Below are 20,526 nucleotides of genomic sequence, written 5' to 3' on the forward strand. Positions count from 1 at the left end.
AGTCTCGTGCATCCACTGCACCCCCTTTCTGGAGTCACCGTGTCCCAGCCGAGAACAGTCGTCCTGACCGGCTCCCTCGCCGTCGTCGCCGCACTCGCCCTGAGCGCCTGCGGCGCCGCTCCCGACAACGCGTCGACGACCGCCGACGGCAAGAACGCCGCCACCGCCACCTCCGCCGCGGGCTTCGGCGGACTCGACGCCCTGGTGAAGGCCGCCAAGAAGGAGGGCACGCTGCACGCCATCGCGCTGCCCCGTGACTGGGCCAACTACGGCGCTCTCATCGACGGCTTCACCAAGAAGTACGGCATCAAGATCACGGTTGAGAACCCCGACGGCTCCAGCCAGGACGAGATCAACGCCGTCACCTCACGCAAGGGCCAGGACCGCGCCCCCGACGTCCTCGACCTCGGCAGTTCCTTCGCGCTCAGCGCCGCCCAGCAGGGACTCGTCGCGCCCTACAAGGTGGCCTCCTTCGCCGACATCCCGAGCGGGCAGAAGGACCCGCAGGCGCGCTGGTTCAACGACTACGGCGGCTACGTCTCCATCGGTTGCGACGCCAAGCGGATCAAGGCCTGCCCGACCACGTTCGCCGATCTGCTCAAGCCGCAGTACAAGGGCCAGGTCGCGCTCAACGGCAACCCCACCAAGTCGGGTTCGGCCTTCGGCGGTGTGTACGCGGCCGCGCTCGCGAACGGTGGCTCCTTCGACGACATCCAGCCCGGCCTGGACTTCTTCGCGAAGCTGAAGAAGAACGGCAACTACACGCCCGTCGAGTCGACTCCGGCGACCGTCGAGAAGGGCGAGACGCCGATCAGCATCGACTGGGACTACCTGAACGCCGGTTACGCCGACGAGTTCAAGTCCAAGGGCGTCGACTGGAAGGTGTCGGTGCCGAGCGACGGCCAGTACGCCCAGTACTACTCCCAGGCCATCAACAAGGACGCCCCGCACCCGGCGGCCGCCCGCCTGTGGCAGGAGTACCTGTACAGCACCGAGGGCCAGAACCTGTGGCTCAAGGGGTACGCCCGTCCGGCGCTGATGACGGCCATGGAGAAGGCCGGCACCCTGGACAAGACGGCCGCCGCCAAGCTCCCGAAGGTCTCCGGGACGCCGTCCTTCCCGACCGAGACCCAGCAGAGCAAGGCCAAGACGGTCATCGCCGAGGGCTGGGCGAAGGCGATCTCCGGATGACCTCCACCCTCCCGAGGGTCGACACGGTGTCCGCCGCTGCACCGCAGCGGCGGCGCCGTGCGCCCGGCTGGCTCGCCGTCGTCCCGCTGCTCGTCGTCACCACGATCGCCTTCGGAATCCCGGCGCTGGCCATGCTGAACGGCGCGTTCACGGTCAAGGACCAGGCGACGGGCGCGACTTCGTACACCACGGCGAACCTGACGGACTCCTTGCGGGGCGCCTACCTGACGGCCCTGGTCGGCAGTGTCAAGCTGTCCGCCCTCTCCGCCGCCCTCGCCACCGTGCTCGGCCTGTTCCTGGCGCAGGCCGTGGTCACCTCGCGATTCCGCGCGCTGCGCGACGCCGTGCTGACCGCCTCCGGGGTACTGGCCAACTTCGGTGGCGTACCGCTCGCGTTCGCCTTCGTCGCCACCCTCGGCAACTCCGGCGTCCTCACCCAGCACCTCGGCCTCAAGGACGCGGGCTGGGACCTCTACAGCTTCTGGGGCCTGACGCTGGTCTATCTGTACTTCCTCGTCCCGCTGATGGTGCTCACCATCACCCCGGCCCTGGAGGGGCTGCGCACCCAGTGGCGCGAGGCAGCCGAGAACAACGGCGCCACCCACGCCCAGTACTGGCGGCACGTGGCCCTGCCGGTGCTCACGCCGTCCCTGCTCGGCGGTTTCGTGCTGCTCTTCGGCAGCGCGTTCGCCGCCTACGCGACCGCCGCCGCCATGGTGGGCAGCTCCGTCCCGCTGGTCACCCTCCAGATCGCCGACGCGATCTCCGGCAACGTCCTGGTCGGACAGGAGAACGTGGCGCTCGCCCTCAGCCTCGACATGGTGCTGGTCGCGGGCCTGGTGATGGCGGTCTACCTGCCCCTGCAACGACGGAGCGCGCGATGGCTCGCCTGAACCCGTGGCGGTGGGTCGTGTTCGGCCTCGCCGCGCTGTACTTCCTCGTCCCGCTGGGCGCCTCCGTGATCTTCTCCGTCGACGTCAACGACACGATCACCTTCGACGCCTACAGCCAGATCGTCTCCACCGGCGGCTTCGTCTCCAGCCTGGTGCTGGCCCTCGAACTGGCCGCCGCCACCATCGCCCTGGTGCTGCTGCTCATGGTGCCCGCGATGGTGGCCCTGCGGCTCGGCGCGCCCCGGCTGCGGCCGGTCGTCGAGGTGGTCTGCTCGCTGCCGCTGGTCGTGCCGCCCATCGCGTTCGTCGCCGGGATCGTCACGGTCCTGAAGTGGGGCCCCGACCATCTCTCACGCACGCCCTTCTTCGAGACGATCGTGGCGATCCAGAACCCGGGCTTCCCCTTCGTCCTCGTCCTGGCCTACGTCGTGATGGCGCTGCCGTTCGTCTACCGGGCCCTGGACGCCGGACTGCGCGCGATCGACGTGCCCACCCTCGTCGAAGCCGCCCGCAGCTGTGGCGCGAACCAGACCCAGGCTCTGCTGCGGGCCGTACTGCCGAACCTGCGCGGTGCCCTGCTCAACGCGTCCTTCCTCACCCTCGCCCTGGTGCTCGGCGAGTACACCGTCGCCCACCTCCTGGGCTTCGAGCCCTTCGCGGTGTGGATCGTCGACGTCTCCGGCTCCCAGGCCCAGATGTCCGTCGCCGTCTCCGTGCTCAGCCTGCTGGTGACCTGGGCCCTGCTGCTGGCCCTCGCCGCGCTCGGCGGCCGGCGTGCCTCCTCCCGTACCGTCTCCCAAGGGAAGACAACATCATGACTCTCACAGTCCCCGAGAACGACAGGACCGTCCGGGACGGTGCCGCCACCATCGAGTTCCGCGGCCTGCACCGCCGGTTCGGGGCGACGGTCGCGCTCGACGGCCTCGACCTGACCGTGCAGCCCGGCGAACTGCTCGCCCTGCTGGGCCCGTCCGGCTGTGGCAAGACCACCGCGCTGCGCATGCTCGCCGGTTTCGAGGCGCCCGACTCCGGCGCGTTGCTGGTCGACGGGGAGGACGTCACCGGTGTTCCGGCGCACCGGCGTGACGCCGGGATGGTCTTCCAGTCGTACAGTCTTTTCCCGCACCTGAACGCGCTGGACAACGTGGCCTTCGGGCTGCGCATGCGGAAGGTGGCCTCGGCCGAACGGCGCTCGCGGGCAGCCGAGTTGCTGGACCTGGTCGGGCTCGCCGACAAGGGCGAGCGGTTTCCGCACCAGCTCTCCGGCGGTCAGCAGCAGCGCGTCGCGCTCGCCCGGGCGCTCGCCCTGCGCCCGCGGGTCCTGCTGCTCGACGAACCGCTGTCGGCGCTGGACGCCAAGGTGCGCACCACTCTGCGCGAGGAGATCCGCCGCCTTCAGCAGGAACTCGGCATCACCACCCTGTTCGTCACGCACGACCAGGAAGAGGCCCTGTCGACGGCGGATCGGGTCGCCGTGATGCGGGCCGGCCGGGTCGAGCAGTGCTCCACGCCCACCGACCTGTACTCCCGCCCGGCCACCGCCTTCGTCGCCGAGTTCGTCGGGACGACGAGCCGGATCCCTGGGGTCATGACCGCACCGGACACCGTCGAGGTGCTGGGGCGCCGGGTCCCCGCGACCGGCGAGGGCGTCACCGCCGGCGCGGACGTCGACGTGCTGCTGCGCCCGGAAGGGGTGGACGTCACGCCCGATCCGGACGCCGGGGCACGGGTGGTGGCCACCGCCTTCCTGGGCGCGACGACCCGCGTGACGGTACGGCTCCCGGACGGCGTCGAGGTCAAGTCCGACGTGCCCACCCGGCGCGCCGGCGAACTGCCCGTCGGCACACCGGTGGCCGTCGGGCTCCAGGACCAGGAGGTCCTGGTGGCGGAGCGGCCGTAGACGGCTGCTCGAAGCTGCCGCAGGGGTCAGACGGTCGTCGCCCCGGCGTCCGGGGCCTCCAGGACGCCGAGTGCCCATTCCCGACTCGGGAAAGAAGAAAGAGAAGGTTTCCGTGGAAAGCGTTGCGGGTCGTATTCCTGACCCCTCGTTGGCGGCCGTGCTGTTCGACATGGACGGCACGCTCGTCGACACCGAGCGGCTCTGGTGGGAGGCGGTGGAGCAGGTCGCCGCACGGGCCCTGACCGAGGCCGACCGCCCGGACGTGCTCGGCCGGCCGGTCGAGTACACCGCAGCCTGGCTGAGCGCGGCCACCGGACGGCCCGTCGCCGAGGTCGCCGGCGCGTTGCACCGCGAGTTCGCCGACCGGATCCGCGCGGGCGTCGTCCCCCGCCCCGGGGCGCTGGACCTGCTCGACGCGCTGGCCGCGGAGGACGTGCCCACCGCCCTGGTCACCGCCTCGCCCCGGGCCGTCGCCGACACCGTGCTGATGTCGCTCGGCGCCCACCGCTTCGCGGTCTCCGTGACCGCCGACGACACCGTCAACACCAAGCCCGCCCCCGACCCCTACCTCGCCGCGTGCCGCGCCCTCGACGTCGATCCGGCCCGCTGCGTGGCGGTGGAGGACACCTCCACCGGGGTCAGCTCCGCCGAGGCCGCCGGGTGCGCCGTGCTGGCGGTGCCGTCGCTCGCCCCGATCGACGCGGCACCCGGACGGACGGTGGTGGCCAGCCTGGAGGACGTGTCCCCGAGCCGGCTGCGGGGCCTGGTCGGCCCCCGGCTGCGCGTCATGAGCTGGAACCTCTGGCACGGCGGCACGAAGGTCGAGGACCACCGCGCCAAACAGCTGAAGGTGATCCTGGACAGCGAGGCCGACGTCGTGGGCCTGCAGGAGACGGCCGGCACGGCGGCCCGGGAACTCGCCGAGGCGCTGGGCTGGCACCACCACCAGGCCGGCGAGAACCTCGGCATCATCAGCCGCCACCCCGTCACGGCCCGCCTCGGGGACCCCGACGTCGGCTTCTACGGGGCGGCCGGTGCCCGCGTCCGCATCGGCCGATCGTACGAGGTGGACGTGTGGACGGCCCATCTCCACTACACGCCGTACGGACCGTACGAGGCGGCCTTCGACGGGCTCGGAGGGGCCGAGCTGATCGCCCACGAGGACGTACGGCTGGCCCAGATGCGGGAGACCCTGCGGTGGATCGCCGAGTCGGCCGACGCCGCGACGCCCGTGATCCTCACCGGGGACTTCAACTGCCCCTCCCATCTCGACCGGCCCGGCGTTGCCTGGCCCGTGACGAGGGCCGCCGAGACCGCCGGTCTGCGCGACTCCTATCGCGAGGCGCATCCCGACCCGGTCCGCGAACCGGGCCACACCTGGTCGCCGGTCCACATCCGGCACGAGAACGACGTGACGCGCCCGGAGCCGCAGGACCGCATCGACTACGTCCTGCACAACGGCCGCGGCCTGGAGGTCGTCGACTCCCGCACCGTCGTCACCGGTGTCCCGCGCGCCTGGCCGGATGTCGCCGACAACGACTGGCCGTCGGACCACGCGGCGGTCCTCACCACGTTCGCGTTGAACCACCCCTGACGACCCACCGCCGAAAAGCCGTCGCCGAAGAGCCGTCGCACTGCTCCGTCCGAGTGGTGGATCCCCCCACTCGGTCGTAGCGTCGAATCAGCGGTCGTAGCGTCGTACGGTCGGTGGGCGACGGCAGCGGGGAGCTGACATGCGCAGGCACACATGGAGTACGGCGGTCACGCTCTGTTTCGCCGCCTCGCTGGCGGCAGCGGCGAGCGCACCGTCCCAGGCCCGGCCGGCGGCGCCGGCGGCCTCGCACACGGTGCGGCAGCAGGCCCGCGTCCCCGTGCTCGTCGACTGCTTCTGGCACGCGGACGTGCGCCCCACCGCCTTCGTGCTGGCCTGCGGTGACGGCAACAGCCGCCTGGCCAGGCTGCATTGGTCGCAGTGGGGCCGGACCGCGGCGAGGGCCCAGGGCGTCAACTTCGTCAACGACTGCAAGCCCTACTGCGCGGCGGGCAGGTTCCACGCGTACCGCGTCTTCGTACGGCTGGATCACCCGAAGCCCTGGAAGAAGCACCCCAGGCTGCAGCACTACACCCGGATGACCCTCGTGTACCAGGGCGCCAGGCCGGACACGTTCCCGCGGACGGTGACCTATCCGCTGTGGAACTGAACTCGCCGCTCAGCGGCCCGTTCAGCTGCGCGCTCACGCCCCGGAGTCGATGCCGGTGATCACGGCCGGCCCGAGCGGCGCCGTGCCGGTGTCCAGGCCCGCGGCCTCCAGCGCCGATTCCGCGAGTCGCCGGGCGTCGAGTTCGGCGCGGGGACCGCTGTCCGCCTCGACGGTGAGGCGGATGGTGAAGGTGTTGTCCTCGTTCACGTTGAGGACGTCGAGGTCCTCGGCACTCCCCATCAGTGTGCGGTGCGGATCGGCCGGGCGCAGGGCGCGCGTCAGCTCCGCTCGCGTTTGTGCTCCCGCGTCCGTGGTGAAGGTGCCGGGCACCGTGATCACGAATGTCGTCATGGCAGTCCTTCCGTCCTTCCGTCGCGATCCTTCCGTCGCGATGCACATCGTCCAGTACCCCGCATCGCGGCGTTGCCCACGCAATGCACCCTCTCGGGTGACGTCATGGCCGGTCATCGGCCTCCACGGGCGACCGGCTCGGCGGGGCCTCCCCCGCGGTGAGGTGTTCCAGGACCTCGACGAGTTCCTGGCAGGCCTGCTCCACCGAACGTCTGGTGTTGAGCTGCTCGGTGATCACCGCTGACAGGAGCAGAGCGGTCAGCGCCATCGCGCCGTTGAACGCCTGGAGTTTGATCATCACTTGGATCCGGGACAATCCCGCGAACGGCCCGACCTGGTCGGTCGCCGCCATCGTGGCCATGACGGAGGCGAAGAGGGCGCACAGCATGCTGCCCGCGAGCCTGAAGCGCAGGGCCGCCCAGATCAGGAGCGGGTAGACGAGGAACAACAGGCTCACGGCACTGTGGGTGGCGAAGGGCACGAGGACGCAGGCGACCAGGGTCAGGCCCACGGCCTCCTTCCAGCGGGGGGTGAGCGGCTGCCGGCGCGCCCCGTACAGCACCAGCAGGACCGGGGTGACGATCAGGACGCCCATCGCGTCACCGGCCCACCAGGCCGACCAGACGAGCCAGAAGCTCTGCGTGTCGAGTTTGCCCGTGAGGACCAGGAGGCCGGCGCCGACGGTCGCGCTGACGAGCGTGGCGGCGAGGGCTCCCAGGAACACCAGCGCGACGCCGTCCCGTAACCGGGCGAGGTCGGTGCGGAAGCCCACCTTGCACAGCAGGTAGTACGCGCAGACGGGGGCGGCGGTGTTGCCGACGAGGGTGCCGACGACGGCGGGCTGGAGCGACGTGATGGACATGACGACGAGGAGTGCGCCGAGGGCGATGCCGGGCCAGGCGCGCAGGCCGAACAGAAGCAGACAGGCGACCGCGACGCCCATGGGCGGCCAGATGGGTGTGACCACCGCGTCCTCGACGACGAGTCGGCGCAGAAGCCCCAGCCGCCCGGCGGCGTAGTAGCAGGCGGCGACGGTCAGCGCCTGGAGGGCGAAGACGGCCGGCCGCCGCAGGTCCTGGATAGCCACCACAGCTGCCATCAGACACCGATGTCAGCCGGTCGGCGAGGCGGGAAAAGGGCTGCCCGGCGCTACGGCCGGCGTTCGGGCCCGTCGTGTCCGACAACCAGTACGGCCGCGTCGTCCTCGTGGCCGACGCGCTCGGCCACCTTCATCACACCGGCGGCGAGTGCGTCGGCCTCCATGCCGGCGACCGCGGCGACACCGGCGAGCCGCACCACCTGTTCGAGTCCCTCGTCGACATGCAGCGACGGCCCTTCCACCACGCCGTCCGTGAGCAGGACGAACACGCCGCCCGTGGTCAGGCGGTAGCGGGAGACCGGGTACTGCAGTCCTTCCTCGATGCCGAGGGGCGGCCCGCCCTCGTCCTCGGCGACGCCGGACTGTCCGTCCGCGGTGGCCCAGATGTGGGGGATGTGTCCGGCCCGGGCGCTCTCCAGTAGCCCGGTGGACGGGTCGAGCCGCATGAAGGTGCAGGTGGCGAAGAGGTCCGTGCCGAGGGAGAGGAGGAGGTCGTTGGTCCGGGAGAGCAGCTCACCGGGATCGCCGGTGACGGCGGCGAGCGCGCGCAGGCCGACCCTGACCTGGCCCATGAAGGCGGCCGCCTCGATGTTGTGGCCCTGCACGTCGCCGATGGACAGGCCGATGCGGCCGTCGGGCATGGTGAAGGCGTCGTACCAGTCACCGCCCACGTTGAGGCCGTGGAAGGCGGGTGCGTAGCGGACGGCCAGGTGAAGGCCCGGGGCGGCGGGCAGGCCCCGGGGCAGCATGCCGCGCTGGAGGGCGACGGCCAGCTCGACCTGGGAACGCTGCAGCTCCGCCAGCTCGCGTGCCTGGGCAGTGAGCGACCCGAGTCTGGCGAGCAGCTCGTCGCCGTCGTCTGTCGGGCGCTCGAGGGACATGATCACTCCGGCGGGGCCGTGGGCCGTGGCCCCATCGGGGCAAAACCTCAGATTATGCGTTTCAGAGGATGATAGCGACATGGCGGGTGGGCGGACAGCTTCGAGGCTGCACCGGTTCGCCTCGTCACGGCCTGTCACAGTCGTGCAGCCGCCTGCCACCCACCGTGTCGCTCACCGCTTCATCCGCCGTGTCATCCGCCGAGGGCCGCCGCCACCACGTCCTTCGCCTCGTCCTGCACCTGGCGCAGGTGGTCGGGGCCGCGGAACGACTCGGCGTAGATCTTGTACACGTCCTCGGTGCCCGAGGGACGGGCCGCGAACCAGGCGTTCTCGGTGGTCACCTTGATGCCGCCGATGGCCGCGCCGTTGCCGGGGGCCTCGGTGAGCACCCCGGTGACCGCCTCTCCGGCCAGGGTGTCCGCGGTGACCTGTGCGGGCGACAGCTTGGCGAGCAGCGCCTTCTCCTCGCGGGTCGCGGGGGCGTCGATGCGGGCGTAGGCCGGCTCGCCGAAGCGGGCTGTCAGGGCGGCGTAGTGCTCCGACGGCGTCTTCCCGGTGACCGCGATGATCTCGGAGGCTAGCAGCGCCAGGATGATGCCGTCCTTGTCGGTGGTCCACACCGAGCCGTCACGGCGCAGGAAGGACGCCCCGGCCGACTCCTCCCCTCCGAAGCCGATCGAGCCGCCCACCAGCCCGTCCACGAACCACTTGAATCCCACCGGCACCTCGACCAGCCGGCGCCCCAGGTCCGCGGCGACCCGGTCGATCATCCCGGACGACACCAGGGTCTTGCCGATGCCCGCTTCGGCCGGCCACTCCTTGCGGTGGGCGTACAGGTAGGAGATGGCCGTGGCCAGGTAGTGGTTGGGGTTCATGAGCCCCGCGTCCGGCGTGACGATGCCGTGCCGGTCGGCGTCGGCGTCGTTGCCCGTGGCGACCTGGAAGCGGTCGCGCTGTTCGATGAGCGAGGCCATAGCGTACGGCGACGAGCAGTCCATGCGGATCTTGCCGTCCCAGTCGAGCGTCATGAAGCGCCAGGTGGGGTCCGCGAGGGGGTTGACCACGGTCAGGTCGAGCCGGTGCTGTTCGGCGATACGGCCCCAGTAGCCGACCGACGCGCCGCCGAGCGGGTCGGCGCCGATGCGCACACCCGCGGCGCGGACCGCGTCCAGGTCGAGCACGTGCGGCAGGTCGGCGACGTAGGCCCCGAGGAAGTCGTGGCGGCGGGTGGTCTCGGCGGCGAGGGCCCGGGTGTACGGGATCCGCCGTACGTCCTTGAGGCCGGCCGTGATGATGTCGTTGGCCCGGTCCTGGATCCAGGAGGTCGCCTCGGAGCCCGCCGGTCCGCCGCTCGGCGGGTTGTACTTGAAGCCTCCGTCGGCGGGCGGGTTGTGCGAGGGGGTGACCACCACACCGTCGGCGAGGCCGGAGGTGCGGTCGCGGTTGTGGGTGAGGATGGCGTGCGACACCGCGGGGGTGGGTGTGTAGCCGTCCGCGCCGTCGATGAGCACGGTGACGCCGTTGGCCGCGAACACCTCCAGGGCGGTGACCCGTGCGGGCTCGGAGAGGGCGTGGGTGTCGGCGCCGAGGAAGAGCGGACCGTCGGTGCCCTGGTCGGCGCGGTACTCGCAGATCGCCTGACTCGTCGCGGCGATGTGGTCCTCGTTGAACGCGGTCGCCAGGGACGATCCGCGGTGTCCTGACGTGCCGAACGCCACCCGCTGCCCCGGGTCGGCCGGATCCGGGTGCAGCGCGTAGTACGCGGTGACCAGCCGGGCGACGTCGACGAGGTCCTCGGGGCCGGCCTGCTGACCCGCTCGCTCGTGCTGCATGTGCCCGCTCCTCCACATCGGTTGACCAAAACGCCTGCCGCCCCATCTTCCCTCGTCATGGCGGCGGCATGCGAGGCCGCGTCAGTGGCCGGACCGGTTCAGCAGCGCGCAGACGAAGTTCTCCTGGACCGAGCGCATCCGGCTCACCAGGTCCGGCTTCATCTCCTGGTTGATCTGGGTGGTGAGGGAGAACGTCAGGGACCGGCGGCCGTCCGGGGTGGCGGCGATCAGCTGGGTGTAGCCGGGGAAGTTGCCGGTGTGCCCGAGCACCACGCCGCACCGGGTCGTGTAGCGGAAGATGGCGAGGCCCGCCATGTTGGCACCGGGGCCCGCGGGTTCGGACGCGCCCTCGATCCAGCGTCGTTGCTCGCGGACGACGTTTCTGCCGTAGAGGGCACCGCCGGCGTAGCCGCGGATGAAGCGGGTCATGTCGGCGGGCGTGGAGATGATGCCGCCCGACGCCCAGGAACCGGAGGCGCTGAGGGCCTCGCTGACATCCTCCGGGGGCTCGGGCGGGGTCACGTCATAGCCGTGCAGATAGGGCGCGGGGATCCGCCAGTCCTGGGGAAGGCTGGTGTTCCGCAGCTTCAACGGCCGGTAGACCAGCGTGCGCAGCAGTTGCTCGTACGGGGTGCCGGTGGCCGCCTCCGCCATCAGGGCGACGGCGATGTTGTCGGAGTTGGAGTAGCGGTACTCGGTGCCCGGGGGGAAGTTGAGGGGCCGGTCGGCGACGAAGTCGAGCAGGTGGCGGGAGTCGAAGTGGTGGTGCGGGTCGGCCGCGAGGATGCTCAGGAACTCGGCGGACTCCGTGAAGTCCGGCAGGCCGCTGGTGTGGTTGAGGAGTTGTCTCAGGGTGACCTGGTGCCAGGCGCCGGGCAGTTGTGGCAGCCGCTCGCCCAGGGTCTCGTCCAGGCGCAGGGCGTGCCGGTCGACCAGGCTCAGTGCCACCGCTCCGCTGAAGGCCTTCGCCGTGCTGGCGATGCGCATGTGGTCGTCGGGGCTCGGGCGACGGCCCGTGGCAAGGTCGGCGACGCCCGCGCTCACGACCTCGCTCCTACCGTCCCGCCGCAGCACGGCGATCACGCCGGGCGGTCCGCCCGGGGCGTGCACGAGTTGCTCCAGCTGGTCGCGCAGGTCGGCGTCGCGCGGTGCGGGAGCGGCGGCGGTACTCGCGGGTGCCTGGCCGAGCGCTGTCACGCAGAGGGCGACGACGCAGGTCGCGCGCAGCCGGGAACGGAAGCGGAAGGAACGGGCCGGGGCGGAGCGAAGGGGCATCAGGTCTCCTGTGGCAGGCCGATCGTGCAGGCCAAGCCTTGCCCGGTGCGCGGGGTGAAGCTCTGCCGGCTGCTGCATCCGGCCCAACGGCTCAACCGTCGGCCGGCATCACCCTCGTCACCTTGCCCTGGGTGTCCGCCTCCACGTAGCCGCCGTCCTGGAAATCGTTGCTCAGATAGACCGCCATTCCGGCCGGCGTGCCGAAGACATTGTCCGGCTGCCTCACCACCAGGTACCGGGATGTCGGCTTGTCGACCTTCAAGTCCTTCTCCGCCCGGGCGAACAGGCCGGGCACGGCGTCCCACCGGAAGTTCTTCAGGCTCACCGGCTCCGTGTTGCTGGACAGGGTGCCCTTGATGATGCCCTGCTCCGCCCCGCTGCCGGCACGGTAGTCGTAGTCGACGTAGTGGGTCCGGCTGCCGTCCACCATCATCGCGGCCGACGCATGGTCCGGATAGATGTAGAAGTCACCGAAGCTCTCGCTTCCCGACGCGTCCTCCAGAGCCTTGATCACCGTCCGAATGCCGTTCGGGGTGAGCAGGTTGCCGGTCTTGGCGGCCGAGCCGGTCACGGCGGCCGAAGGGTACGGAGTCGAGGCGGTGGGACTCGGACCTGCCTGGTGCGTGCGGCGGTCCTTGCCCGTCGGCGCCGCGGCATGGCCGTCGTCGCCACCCGACAGGGCCAGCCACACAACTCCGCCCGCCAGCACGGCACCGACCGCCACGGCAGCGAGCGCCGCCCGCAGCGGTCGTCGGGCGTCAGGGCGGGGCACGACGGTGTCGGAGGGACCAGGAACCGGGGCCGAGGCGGCGTTCCGCGGGGGCGCCAGGGGATACGAGGTGGCCGTGGCGTCGTCGTCGGCCTCCGCCGTGGCCGCCAGCATCCTGTCGACGGTCTCCGCGTCCGGACGCGCCGCGGGATCACGGACGAGCACACGGGCCAGAACGGGAGTCAGCGGCCCGGCCTGCACGGGCGGGGGTACGTCCTCGTGGAGTACGGCGGCCAGGGTGGCCAGGGTCGTTCCGCGCCGCAGCGGATGCCGCCCCTCGACGGCCACGTACAGCATCATCGCCAGCGACCACAGGTCCGACGCGGGTCCGCCGTCGCCGCCCGTGACGCGCTCAGGGGCCATGAAGTCGGCGGTGCCGATGATCGATCCGGTGGCCGTCAGCGCGGTGGCATCACGGATCGCGGCGATGCCGAAGTCGGTGAGGACCGGCCGGCCGTCGGTGCGCAGCAGCACGTTGGCGGGTTTCACGTCACGGTGCTGGACGCCCGCGTCGTGCGCGGCGCGCAGGGCATCGAGGACTCCGCGCCCCGTGCGGGCTGCCTCGGCGGGCTTCAGGGGGCCGCGGGCCAGCCGGTCGGCGAGGGAACCGCCCTCGACGAGTTCCATGACGATCCACGGGTAGGTGCCCTCGCCGCCGTCGACGATGTGATGGATCGTCACGACGTTCGGATGCTGGACCCGGGCCAGGGCACGGGCCTCGCGCAGCACCCGCTCCCGCAGCATCCGTGCCGAGCCCGGGTCGTACTCGGCGAGGTCCGGGTCGGCGGGCCGGACCTCCTTGACGGCCACGCTGCGGTGAAGCAGCAGGTCGCGGGCGCGCCACACCGTGCCCATTCCGCCGCCACCGAGCCGTGCCTGAAGCTCGAAACGGCCGTCGACGACCCGTCTGTCGGTGTCCCCCTCGTTCATGGCGAGGAGCATAAGGGGCACGACATGCGTACGTGGCTCCGGGCATGAGGTCGGCGGCCGTCTGCGGCACGGCTGAACGGCCCGGGCGGCGAGGCTGCCCGGGCCGTGTGTCGTCGGGTGCCGCGCGTCAGCCGAACATGCCCGGCTGGTAGTCGCCGGCGGGCTGCTGAACGATCACGTTGAAGCGGTTGTACATGTTGATCAGGGCAATGGTGGTCACGAGAGCGGCGAGCTGCTCCTCGTCGTAGTGCTTGGCGGCGTTCGCCCAGGCCTCGTCGGTGACGCCGCCCGCCGCGTCGGCGATGCGGGTGCCCTGCTCCGCCAGTTCCAGGGCGGCGCGCTCGGCCTCGGTGAACACCTTCGCCTCGCGCCAGACCGCGACCAGGTGCAGTCGCTGCGGGTCCTCCCCGGCGGCCAGCGCGTCCTTGGTGTGCATGTCGGTGCACATGCCGCAGCCGTTGATCTGGCTGGCACGGAGCTTCACGAGTTCCTGCGTGGCGTGCGGCAGCGTCGAATCCGAGACGGCCTTGCCCGCCGAGTTGATGTGCCGGAAGACCTTGGTCGCGACCGCGTTCTCGAAGAGGTTCAGGCGAGCTTCCATGGTGTGCTCCAGTGTCGTCGTCGTTGCCTACACCTCTCTGACGGCACGGTTCGGCGGGATGTGACACACACGAATATGACCTGCGTCTCGTCGGGTCCCCGCCTTCGACGAGGCCTCCGGCTCGGTCAGTCCAGCAGTCCGGCGGCGAGGGTCGCGCCCAGTTCCCAGCAGGCCTCGATGTCGGAGCGGGCCGGTTCCCCGGTCACGGTGACGGGCTTGGCGGCGGCCCGCCAGCCGAGACCGGTGGTGATCGTCTCGATCCCCCGCACCGCGCCCGCGACGTCGCTGCCACCGTGCACGTAGTAGCCGAAGGGGCGGCCCTGCGTGGTGTCCAGGCACGGGTAGTAGATCTGGTCGAAGAAATGCTTGAGGGCTCCGGACATGTAGCCGATGTTGGCCGGGGTGCCGAGCAGATACGCGTCGGCGGCCAGTACGTCGGACGCCGTGGCCGCCAGCGCCGCCCGCCGCACGACGTCGACACCTTCGATCCCGGGCGCGGTCGCGCCGGAGACGACGGCCTCCAGCAGGGCCTGGCAGTTGGGCGAGGGCGTGTGATGCACGATCAGCAGGGTGGGCACACCCCGCACCCTACTCAGACCCGAGGCCGAACCGATGCAGAGAAGAAGCCGCTGAATCCGATGAAAGGGAGTTGTTGGACTTCAGAATCGTGCGCGAGCACAGTGTGCCCCATGAACCACCTCGCAGATCCCGACCGCTACAACGGCACCATGCGCTACCGGCGCACCGGACGTTCGGGCCTCGACCTCCCCCTCCTCTCCCTGGGCTACTGGCACAACTTCGGGGACGACCGGCCCTTCGGGACCCAGCGCGAGATCGCCCTGCGCGCGTTCGACCTCGGGATCACCCATCACGACCTGGCGAACAACTACGGTCCGCCGTACGGCTCCGCGGAGATCAACTTCGGGCGGCTGATGAAGCAGGACCTCGCCCCGTACCGCGACGAGCTGGTGATCTCCACGAAGGCCGGCTGGGACATGTGGCCCGGCCCGTACGGTCAGGGCGGCGGATCCCGCAAGTACGTGCTCGCCTCGCTCGACCAGTCGTTGCGGCGCACGGGCCTGGAGTACGTCGACATCTTCTACTCCCACCGTCTCGACGCCGGCACCCCGCTGGAGGAGACGATGGGCGCGCTCGATACGGCGGTTCGCCAGGGCAAGGCCCTGTACGTCGGCATCTCCTCGTACGACGCCGAGCGCACCCGTGAGGCCGCCGCGATCCTGCGCGACCTGGGCACGCCGCTGCTCATCCACCAGCCGTCGTACAGCATGCTCAACCGCTGGATCGAGACCGACGGTCTGCTGGATGCCGCCCAGGAGGAGGGTTTCGGGGTCATCGGGTTCACCGCGCTCGCCCAGGGGCTGCTGACCGGGCGTTATCTCGACGGCGTGCCCGAGGGTTCGCGGGCCGCGGCGGGCACCTCGTTCGACACGGCGTGGCTGTCGGAGGACATGCTCGGCCGGCTGCGGGCGCTCAACGACATCGCGGCGCGGCGCGGGCAGACCCTGGCGCAGATGGCGCTCGCCTGGGCGCTGCGGGACCGGCGGGTCACGTCGCTGGTCATCGGCGCCTCGCGCACGGAGCAGTTGGAGCAGAACGTCGCCGCGCTGGACAACCTCGACTTCAGCTCCGAGGAGCTGGCCGAGATCGACCAGTACATCACCGACGGGGGCGTCGACCTGTGGCGTGAGGCCCGGACCGGGAACCTCGGCTGAGCCGGGCGGTCAGCACAGCACGCGCAGCGCTCCGGGCAGGACTCTGACCGTGACGGGCAGGACGGCCTCGACCTCTCCGTCGGCGCCGTAGGGCACGTCGCGGTCTGCGGAGATGCTGATCTCCCTGCCGCGCAGGATGCGCACCTGTGGCCGGTCGACGTGGGTGCCCGTCTTGAGTTCGTTCATCAGGGTGAAGAAGAGCCGCCGGGGCGCCTCGCTGATCATCACCACGTCCAGCAGGCCGTCGTCCACGCGCGCGGCGGGGGCGATCAGGCGTCCGGAGCCGTAGTAACCGGAGTTGGCGGCCACCACGGTGTAGCCGGTGTGCCGGTGTGTCACGCCGTCGACGGTGACCCGGTAGCGGGCCGGCCGCCAGGTGGTGACGGCCCGCAGGCCGCCGGCGTAGTACGAGGCCGCGCCGCGCAGGAGTTTCGCGTGGTTGGCGTGGCGGTTGGCGAGGGCGTCGACGCCGGCGTACACGCTGCCGAGCACGACGGTGCGGTCATGGGTGGCCGACTCCACCTCGATGGTGTCGACCGGGCGCGGCTCGTGGTGGAGCAGCACCTTGGCCAACGCCGGGGGTTCAGTGGGGAGTTCGAGGGCTCGGGCGAAGTCGTTGCCGCGACCGGCGGGGACCAGGCCGAGTACGGAGCCGGTGCCGCTGAGGGCGCCGCCGATGCCGCCCGCGATGCCGTCCCCGCCGACGGCGAGCACGACCCGGCCCTGCTGTCCGGCGTGCCGGGCGAGTTCCTGGGCGTGGGCCAGGCTGCGGCTGTACTCCGTCTGCAGCTCGGCGCCCGCCTCGCGCAGCAGCCGGGCCACGGCGAGCAGCGCGGCGGCTGACGTGGATCCGCCCGCGGTGGGGTTGACGACGGCGGTGAACTGTCGCATCGGTGTGCCTCCGGGGCGGACGGGTCGATGGTGCCGGGCAGGGGATGACGAGGTGCCGGGTCAGTCGTCGAGGGGCAGGAGCACGCCGGGGTTCAGCAGTCCGGCCGGATCCAGTCGCCGCTTGACGGCGCGGAGCGCGTCGACGGCCAGCGGGCCGGCTTCGCGGACGTACCAGTCGCGGTGGTCGGTGCCGACCCCGTGGTGGTGGGTGATGGTGCCGCCCGCGGCGAGGATCGCTTCGTTGGCCGCGTGCTTGGCCGGCGTCCAGTGCGCGACGGGGTCGTCGCCCTGCGCCGAGACGACGGTGAAGTACAGCGATGCGCCGTTCTCGTAGACGTGGGAGATGTGGCACATCACCAGGGGCGGGGTGCCGGCCTCGGTGAGGGTCGTGGTGAGTGCGTCGCGCACGGCGGCGTACAGCTCGGGGACCCGGGACCAGAAGGCCGCGGTCTCCAGCGTCTCGGCGAAGGCGCCCGCGTCGAGCAGGGCGTCGCGCAGATAGGGGGCCGAGTAGCGCCCCTGGGCCCAGTGGTCGCCCGGCTCCTCGCCCAGGGGTGTGCCGCCGCACTCGCGCAGGACGGCCGCGGCGCGTTCCCGGCGGTACGAGGTGTCCTCCTCCGTGCCTTCGTAGCCGGCGATCGCCGTGCAGCCGACGGCAGTTGGGGCGTCGGCCGCTCCGATGGCGTCGGGCCGGGCGAGGCCGATCAGGGTCTCCGTCTCGTCGGACAGGCGCAGCACGGTCGGGCGTGGCCCGTCCTGGGCGAGCCTGCGCAGGGCCGCGGCCCCTTCCTCGAAGGAGGCGAAGCGCCAGCCTTCGTGGACCCGGGTCTGCGGTACGGGGCGGACGCGGACCGTCACGGCGGTGATGACGCCGAAGGCCCCCTCGGAGCCGAGGACGAGCTGGCGCAGGTCGGGGCCGGCCGCCGAGCGCGGGGCGCGGCCGGTGTCGATGGTGCCCTCGGGGGTGGCGAGGGTGAGACCGAGGACCATCTCGTCGAAGCGGCCGTAACCGGCGCTCGCCTGGCCGCTGGAGCGGGTGGCGGCGAATCCGCCGATGGTGGCCCACTCGTAGGACTGGGGGAAGTGGCCGAGGGTGAAGCCGTGTTCGGCGAGCAGCGCCTCGGCCCGCGGGGCGCGCAGGCCCGGTTGCAGGGTGGCGGTGCGGGAGACCGGGTCGAGGGCGAGCAGACCGTCCATACGCCGCAGGTCCAGGGCGACGAACGTGCCCCGCCCGGGGGCGAGGCCGCCGACGACGGAGGTGCCGCCGCCGAACGGGACGAGCGCCAGGCCGTGTTCGGCGCACGCGCGCAGCACGGCGACGACCTCTTCGTGGCCGGCCGGGAGCAGCACGGCCGCCGGGGTGTCCGCGGTGTCGCCCTCCCGGATGCGCAGCAGGTCCGGGGTGGACTTACCGCGTGTGTGCCGGATCCGGGTCTCGGCGTCGGTGCGCACGTACTCCTCGCCGCCCACGGCGGCCGCGAGGGCCCGGTGCGCGGCGGGCTCCAACTGCCCCTGCGGAACAGCGATGTCCACGAGGCCGACCGGCTCGGCGCTGCGCGGCTTGACGCCGAGCAGATCGCGCAACAGCCCGCTCACCGTGTCGGGCAGCGGCGCCGCCTTGGCCGGATCGCCCCAGCCACTCCACAGCATGTCCATGACTGTCGTCCTCACCGGTCGATTCGAGCGATTCCGCCCCTGGCGGCGCCGCGGGGCGCCGAGGCGTTACACTGTGACACATGACGCCTATTCGTCACAACGGCTCGGACAGTGATGCGGTGCTCGACGCGGTGCGGGACTGCGTCCTGGCCGTCGGGGTCCGTCGTACGACGCTCACCGACGTGGCCCGCCGCGCGGGCGTCTCCCGGATGACGCTGTACCGGCGCTGGCCCGATGTGCGCACCCTGGTCGGCGACCTGATGACCCGGGAGTGGGTCGAGGTGGCCACCCGGGCGATACCCGAGCGCCGACCGGGGGGGGACGCGCGCGGCGTGCTCGTGGCCGGGCTCGTGGCGGGGGTGGACTCGTTCCGCGCCCATCCCCTCTTCCGGAAGATCGTCGACGTCGATCCCGAGCTGCTCCTGCCCTATGTGCTGGACCGCCGCGGCGCGAGCCAGATCGCGCTCCTGAAGCTGCTGACGGACGGTCTGGAGGAGGGACACGCCGACGGATCGGTCCGAGCCGGCCACCCCGAGCGCCAGGCCCGCGCCCTGCTGCTGATCGTGCAGTCCTTCACCCTGTCCCTGCGGACCATGACCGACGAGGACGACGCGGAACTGGACTCCGCGGCCTTCCGCACGGAGCTGCGCTCCATCCTGGAGAGGACCCTCACCCCATGAGCCACAGCCCCGCCGCCGGATCGTCCCTGTCCGCCGCCAGGCGTTCGCGCGAGCTGACCGAGACCGTCGGCGGCCCTGCCGTGGACGTCCTCGTCGTCGGGCTCGGCGCCACCGGAGCGGGGGCCGCGCTGGACGCGGCCGCCCGCGGCCTGAGTGTCGTCGCCGTCGACGCCCACGACCTGGCTTTCGGCACCTCCCGCTGGAGCAGCAAGCTGATCCACGGCGGGCTGCGCTACCTCGCCTCCGCCCAGTTCGACGTCGCCCACGAGAGCGCGGTCGAGCGGGGAGTGCTGATGGAGCGCACGGCACCCCACCTGGTGCGCGCGCAGCCGTTCGTCCTGCCCCTGACGCCGCTGGTCGGCCGGGGCCAGGCGGCGCTGGCCTGGGCGGGGTTCCGGGCCGGCGACGCGCTGCGCGTGGCGGCCCGTACGGCGCGGGCCACGCTTCCGGCGCCGCGCCGGCTGTCCGCGGTGGAGACCCGCCATCTCGCCCCGGCCCTGCGCACCGACGGCCTCCGCGGCGGCCTGCTGTCCTGGGACGGTCGGCTCGTCGACGACGCCCGTCTGGTGACCGCCGCCGCGCGCACCGCGGCCGCCCACGGCGCACGGATCCTGACCCGCGTCAGAGCGCTGGAACTCACCGGCTCAGGCGCCCGCGTCCGAGACGAACTCACCGGCGAGGAGGGCGAGATCCGGGCCCGCGCGGTGATCAACGCCTCGGGCGTCTGGGCGGGCGGACTGGTCGACGGCATCCGCATACGGCCCTCGCGCGGCACCCACATCATCCTGCGTTCGGAGGACCTCGGCCCCGTCCCGGCGGGCCTGCACATCCCCATCCCCGGGGAGACCAACCGCTTCGTCCTCGTCCTGCCGCAGGGCGACGGCCGTGTCTACGCCGGCCTCACCGACGAACCCGTCGAGGGCGACATCCCCGACGTGCCGGAGGTGCCCGAGACGGACATCGGCTTCCTGCTCGACGTCCTCGGCTCCGTCCTGAACGCGCCGGTCCGGCGCCAGGACGTCGTCGGCACCTTCGCGGGGCTGCGCCCGCTGCTGGACACGACACCGGAGGCCGGCTCCGGCGCCACGGCCAGGACAGCCGACATCTCCCGCCGGCACGCGGTACTCACCTCGTCCGAGGGCGTGATCACGGTGGTCGGCGGCAAGCTCACCACATACCGGCGCATGGCCGAGGACGCGGTGGACGCCGCCGTCGCGAGCCGTCGCCTCACCGCGGGCCCCTCCCCCACCGCGTCGCTGCCGCTCGTCGGCGCCGCGCCGCCCCGCACCCTCGACGCGCTGCGGGCACCGCGCCACCTGGTGCGGCGCTACGGCACCGAGGCGTCGGCCGTCCTCGCGCTCGGCGAGCACGACCCCCGGCTCGGCGAGCGGGTCCTGCCGGGACACCCGGTGACGGCGGCCGAGCTGCTGTGGGCAGTGCGCCACGAAGGCGCGCTCGACGAGGCCGACGTGCTCGACCGCCGCACCCGGATCGGCCTGGTACCGGCGGACCGCGCCGCGGCACTGGATACCGCGCGGGAGCTGCTCGGCGAAGTCCTGGACCGGCAGGACCGAGGACGGCGGGACTGAAGACCGGCAGGACTCTGAGGACCCACAGGGAGGCCCGGCCGCTGAGGCGGCGAC

At 71.9% G+C, this 20,526-nt stretch carries 19 protein-coding genes; 9 read left to right on the forward strand and 10 right to left on the reverse strand.

Features of this window, described 5'->3' with window-relative positions; genetic code table 11:
- Positions 1-39 precede the first annotated feature (39 nt).
- The 6 genes from ACYUED_RS00870 to ACYUED_RS00895 all read left to right on the forward strand — a co-directional run bounded on the left by ACYUED_RS00870 (position 40) and on the right by ACYUED_RS00895 (position 6,185).
- Positions 40-1,191, forward strand: a complete 1,152-nt coding sequence (locus tag ACYUED_RS00870; RefSeq protein WP_491290408.1) for an ABC transporter substrate-binding protein — start codon at positions 40-42, stop codon at positions 1,189-1,191.
- Entirely contained in the window at positions 1,188-2,084 is an 897-nt protein-coding gene (locus ACYUED_RS00875; protein ID WP_491290409.1) for an ABC transporter permease, read from the forward strand. Before ACYUED_RS00870 ends, ACYUED_RS00875 begins: the two co-directional genes overlap by 4 nt.
- Positions 2,072-2,902, forward strand: coding sequence for an ABC transporter permease (locus tag ACYUED_RS00880; RefSeq protein ID WP_491290410.1), 831 nt, complete (start codon positions 2,072-2,074; stop codon positions 2,900-2,902). Before ACYUED_RS00875 ends, ACYUED_RS00880 begins: the two co-directional genes overlap by 13 nt.
- Complete coding sequence (locus ACYUED_RS00885; RefSeq protein WP_491290411.1) at positions 2,899-3,984, forward strand: ABC transporter ATP-binding protein; 1,086 nt, start codon at positions 2,899-2,901, stop codon at positions 3,982-3,984. The genes ACYUED_RS00880 and ACYUED_RS00885 overlap by 4 nt, the downstream gene beginning before the upstream one ends.
- Before the next feature lie 112 nt (positions 3,985-4,096).
- A complete protein-coding gene (locus ACYUED_RS00890) occupies positions 4,097-5,578 on the forward strand; it encodes an HAD-IA family hydrolase (protein WP_491290412.1) in 1,482 nt (493 codons plus the stop codon).
- Positions 5,579-5,717: 139 nt separating this feature from the next.
- On the forward strand, positions 5,718-6,185 hold the full coding sequence (locus ACYUED_RS00895) for a hypothetical protein (RefSeq protein WP_491290413.1): 468 nt from the start codon (positions 5,718-5,720) through the stop codon (positions 6,183-6,185).
- 33 nt (positions 6,186-6,218) lie between these two features.
- On the opposite strand, the gene ACYUED_RS00900 is transcribed toward ACYUED_RS00895, so the two are convergent.
- The 8 genes from ACYUED_RS00900 to ACYUED_RS00935 all read right to left on the reverse strand — a co-directional run bounded on the left by ACYUED_RS00900 (position 6,219) and on the right by ACYUED_RS00935 (position 14,501).
- Positions 6,219-6,536 carry a hypothetical protein gene (locus ACYUED_RS00900; RefSeq protein WP_491290414.1) on the reverse strand — a complete coding sequence of 106 codons (318 nt, stop codon included), beginning with the start codon at positions 6,534-6,536 and terminating at the stop codon, positions 6,219-6,221.
- Positions 6,537-6,639: 103 nt separating this feature from the next.
- On the reverse strand, positions 6,640-7,635 hold the full coding sequence (locus tag ACYUED_RS00905) for an MASE1 domain-containing protein (protein WP_491290415.1): 996 nt from the start codon (positions 7,633-7,635) through the stop codon (positions 6,640-6,642).
- 50 nt (positions 7,636-7,685) lie between these two features.
- Positions 7,686-8,516 carry a PP2C family protein-serine/threonine phosphatase gene (locus ACYUED_RS00910; protein ID WP_491290416.1) on the reverse strand — a complete coding sequence of 277 codons (831 nt, stop codon included), beginning with the start codon at positions 8,514-8,516 and terminating at the stop codon, positions 7,686-7,688.
- Between the two features lie 191 nt (positions 8,517-8,707).
- Complete coding sequence (gene pgm / locus ACYUED_RS00915) at positions 8,708-10,348, reverse strand: phosphoglucomutase (alpha-D-glucose-1,6-bisphosphate-dependent) (RefSeq protein ID WP_491290417.1); 1,641 nt, start codon at positions 10,346-10,348, stop codon at positions 8,708-8,710.
- Positions 10,349-10,429: 81 nt separating this feature from the next.
- Positions 10,430-11,623, reverse strand: coding sequence for a serine hydrolase domain-containing protein (locus ACYUED_RS00920; protein ID WP_491290418.1), 1,194 nt, complete (start codon positions 11,621-11,623; stop codon positions 10,430-10,432).
- Between the two features lie 91 nt (positions 11,624-11,714).
- On the reverse strand, positions 11,715-13,322 hold the full coding sequence (locus ACYUED_RS00925) for a serine/threonine-protein kinase (RefSeq protein ID WP_491290419.1): 1,608 nt from the start codon (positions 13,320-13,322) through the stop codon (positions 11,715-11,717).
- A gap of 127 nt (positions 13,323-13,449) precedes the next feature.
- Entirely contained in the window at positions 13,450-13,923 is a 474-nt protein-coding gene (locus ACYUED_RS00930; protein WP_491290420.1) for a carboxymuconolactone decarboxylase family protein, read from the reverse strand.
- A gap of 125 nt (positions 13,924-14,048) precedes the next feature.
- A complete protein-coding gene (locus ACYUED_RS00935) occupies positions 14,049-14,501 on the reverse strand; it encodes a flavodoxin family protein (RefSeq protein WP_491290421.1) in 453 nt (150 codons plus the stop codon).
- Positions 14,502-14,612: 111 nt separating this feature from the next.
- Here ACYUED_RS00935 and mgrA point away from each other — a divergent pair, with 111 nt between their 5' ends.
- Positions 14,613-15,656 carry an L-glyceraldehyde 3-phosphate reductase gene (gene mgrA / locus ACYUED_RS00940; protein ID WP_491290422.1) on the forward strand — a complete coding sequence of 348 codons (1,044 nt, stop codon included), beginning with the start codon at positions 14,613-14,615 and terminating at the stop codon, positions 15,654-15,656.
- A gap of 9 nt (positions 15,657-15,665) precedes the next feature.
- On the opposite strand, the gene ACYUED_RS00945 is transcribed toward mgrA, so the two are convergent.
- Together ACYUED_RS00945 and ACYUED_RS00950 are read right to left on the reverse strand one after the other, a co-directional pair.
- On the reverse strand, positions 15,666-16,547 hold the full coding sequence (locus tag ACYUED_RS00945) for a YegS/Rv2252/BmrU family lipid kinase (protein ID WP_491290423.1): 882 nt from the start codon (positions 16,545-16,547) through the stop codon (positions 15,666-15,668).
- A gap of 60 nt (positions 16,548-16,607) precedes the next feature.
- Complete coding sequence (locus ACYUED_RS00950; protein WP_491294765.1) at positions 16,608-18,203, reverse strand: FAD-binding oxidoreductase; 1,596 nt, start codon at positions 18,201-18,203, stop codon at positions 16,608-16,610.
- An 80-nt stretch (positions 18,204-18,283) separates the two neighbouring features.
- Here ACYUED_RS00950 and ACYUED_RS00955 point away from each other — a divergent pair, with 80 nt between their 5' ends.
- Positions 18,284-18,883, forward strand: a complete 600-nt coding sequence (locus ACYUED_RS00955; RefSeq protein WP_491290424.1) for a TetR/AcrR family transcriptional regulator — start codon at positions 18,284-18,286, stop codon at positions 18,881-18,883.
- On the forward strand, positions 18,880-20,472 hold the full coding sequence (locus tag ACYUED_RS00960; RefSeq protein WP_491290425.1) for a glycerol-3-phosphate dehydrogenase/oxidase: 1,593 nt from the start codon (positions 18,880-18,882) through the stop codon (positions 20,470-20,472). Before ACYUED_RS00955 ends, ACYUED_RS00960 begins: the two co-directional genes overlap by 4 nt.
- Positions 20,473-20,526 lie beyond the last annotated feature (54 nt).

Source organism: Streptomyces sp. DF42, from assembly GCF_058267695.1.

Coding starts and splice junctions, on each gene's coding strand:
- ACYUED_RS00875 (WP_491290409.1), top strand. CDS start 1,188: ATGACCTCCACCCTCCCGAGGGTCGACACGGTGTCCGCCGCTGCACCG.
- ACYUED_RS00880 (WP_491290410.1), top strand. CDS start 2,072: ATGGCTCGCCTGAACCCGTGGCGGTGGGTCGTGTTCGGCCTCGCCGCG.
- ACYUED_RS00910 (WP_491290416.1), bottom strand. CDS start 8,516: ATGTCCCTCGAGCGCCCGACAGACGACGGCGACGAGCTGCTCGCCAGA.
- ACYUED_RS00960 (WP_491290425.1), top strand. CDS start 18,880: ATGAGCCACAGCCCCGCCGCCGGATCGTCCCTGTCCGCCGCCAGGCGT.
- ACYUED_RS00885 (WP_491290411.1), top strand. CDS start 2,899: ATGACTCTCACAGTCCCCGAGAACGACAGGACCGTCCGGGACGGTGCC.
- ACYUED_RS00955 (WP_491290424.1), top strand. CDS start 18,284: ATGACGCCTATTCGTCACAACGGCTCGGACAGTGATGCGGTGCTCGAC.
- ACYUED_RS00930 (WP_491290420.1), bottom strand. CDS start 13,923: ATGGAAGCTCGCCTGAACCTCTTCGAGAACGCGGTCGCGACCAAGGTC.
- pgm (WP_491290417.1), bottom strand. CDS start 10,348: ATGCAGCACGAGCGAGCGGGTCAGCAGGCCGGCCCCGAGGACCTCGTC.
- ACYUED_RS00950 (WP_491294765.1), bottom strand. CDS start 18,203: ATGGACATGCTGTGGAGTGGCTGGGGCGATCCGGCCAAGGCGGCGCCG.
- ACYUED_RS00900 (WP_491290414.1), bottom strand. CDS start 6,536: ATGACGACATTCGTGATCACGGTGCCCGGCACCTTCACCACGGACGCG.
- ACYUED_RS00895 (WP_491290413.1), top strand. CDS start 5,718: ATGCGCAGGCACACATGGAGTACGGCGGTCACGCTCTGTTTCGCCGCC.
- ACYUED_RS00945 (WP_491290423.1), bottom strand. CDS start 16,547: ATGCGACAGTTCACCGCCGTCGTCAACCCCACCGCGGGCGGATCCACG.
- mgrA (WP_491290422.1), top strand. CDS start 14,613: ATGAACCACCTCGCAGATCCCGACCGCTACAACGGCACCATGCGCTAC.
- ACYUED_RS00925 (WP_491290419.1), bottom strand. CDS start 13,322: ATGAACGAGGGGGACACCGACAGACGGGTCGTCGACGGCCGTTTCGAG.
- ACYUED_RS00920 (WP_491290418.1), bottom strand. CDS start 11,623: ATGCCCCTTCGCTCCGCCCCGGCCCGTTCCTTCCGCTTCCGTTCCCGG.
- ACYUED_RS00905 (WP_491290415.1), bottom strand. CDS start 7,635: ATGGCAGCTGTGGTGGCTATCCAGGACCTGCGGCGGCCGGCCGTCTTC.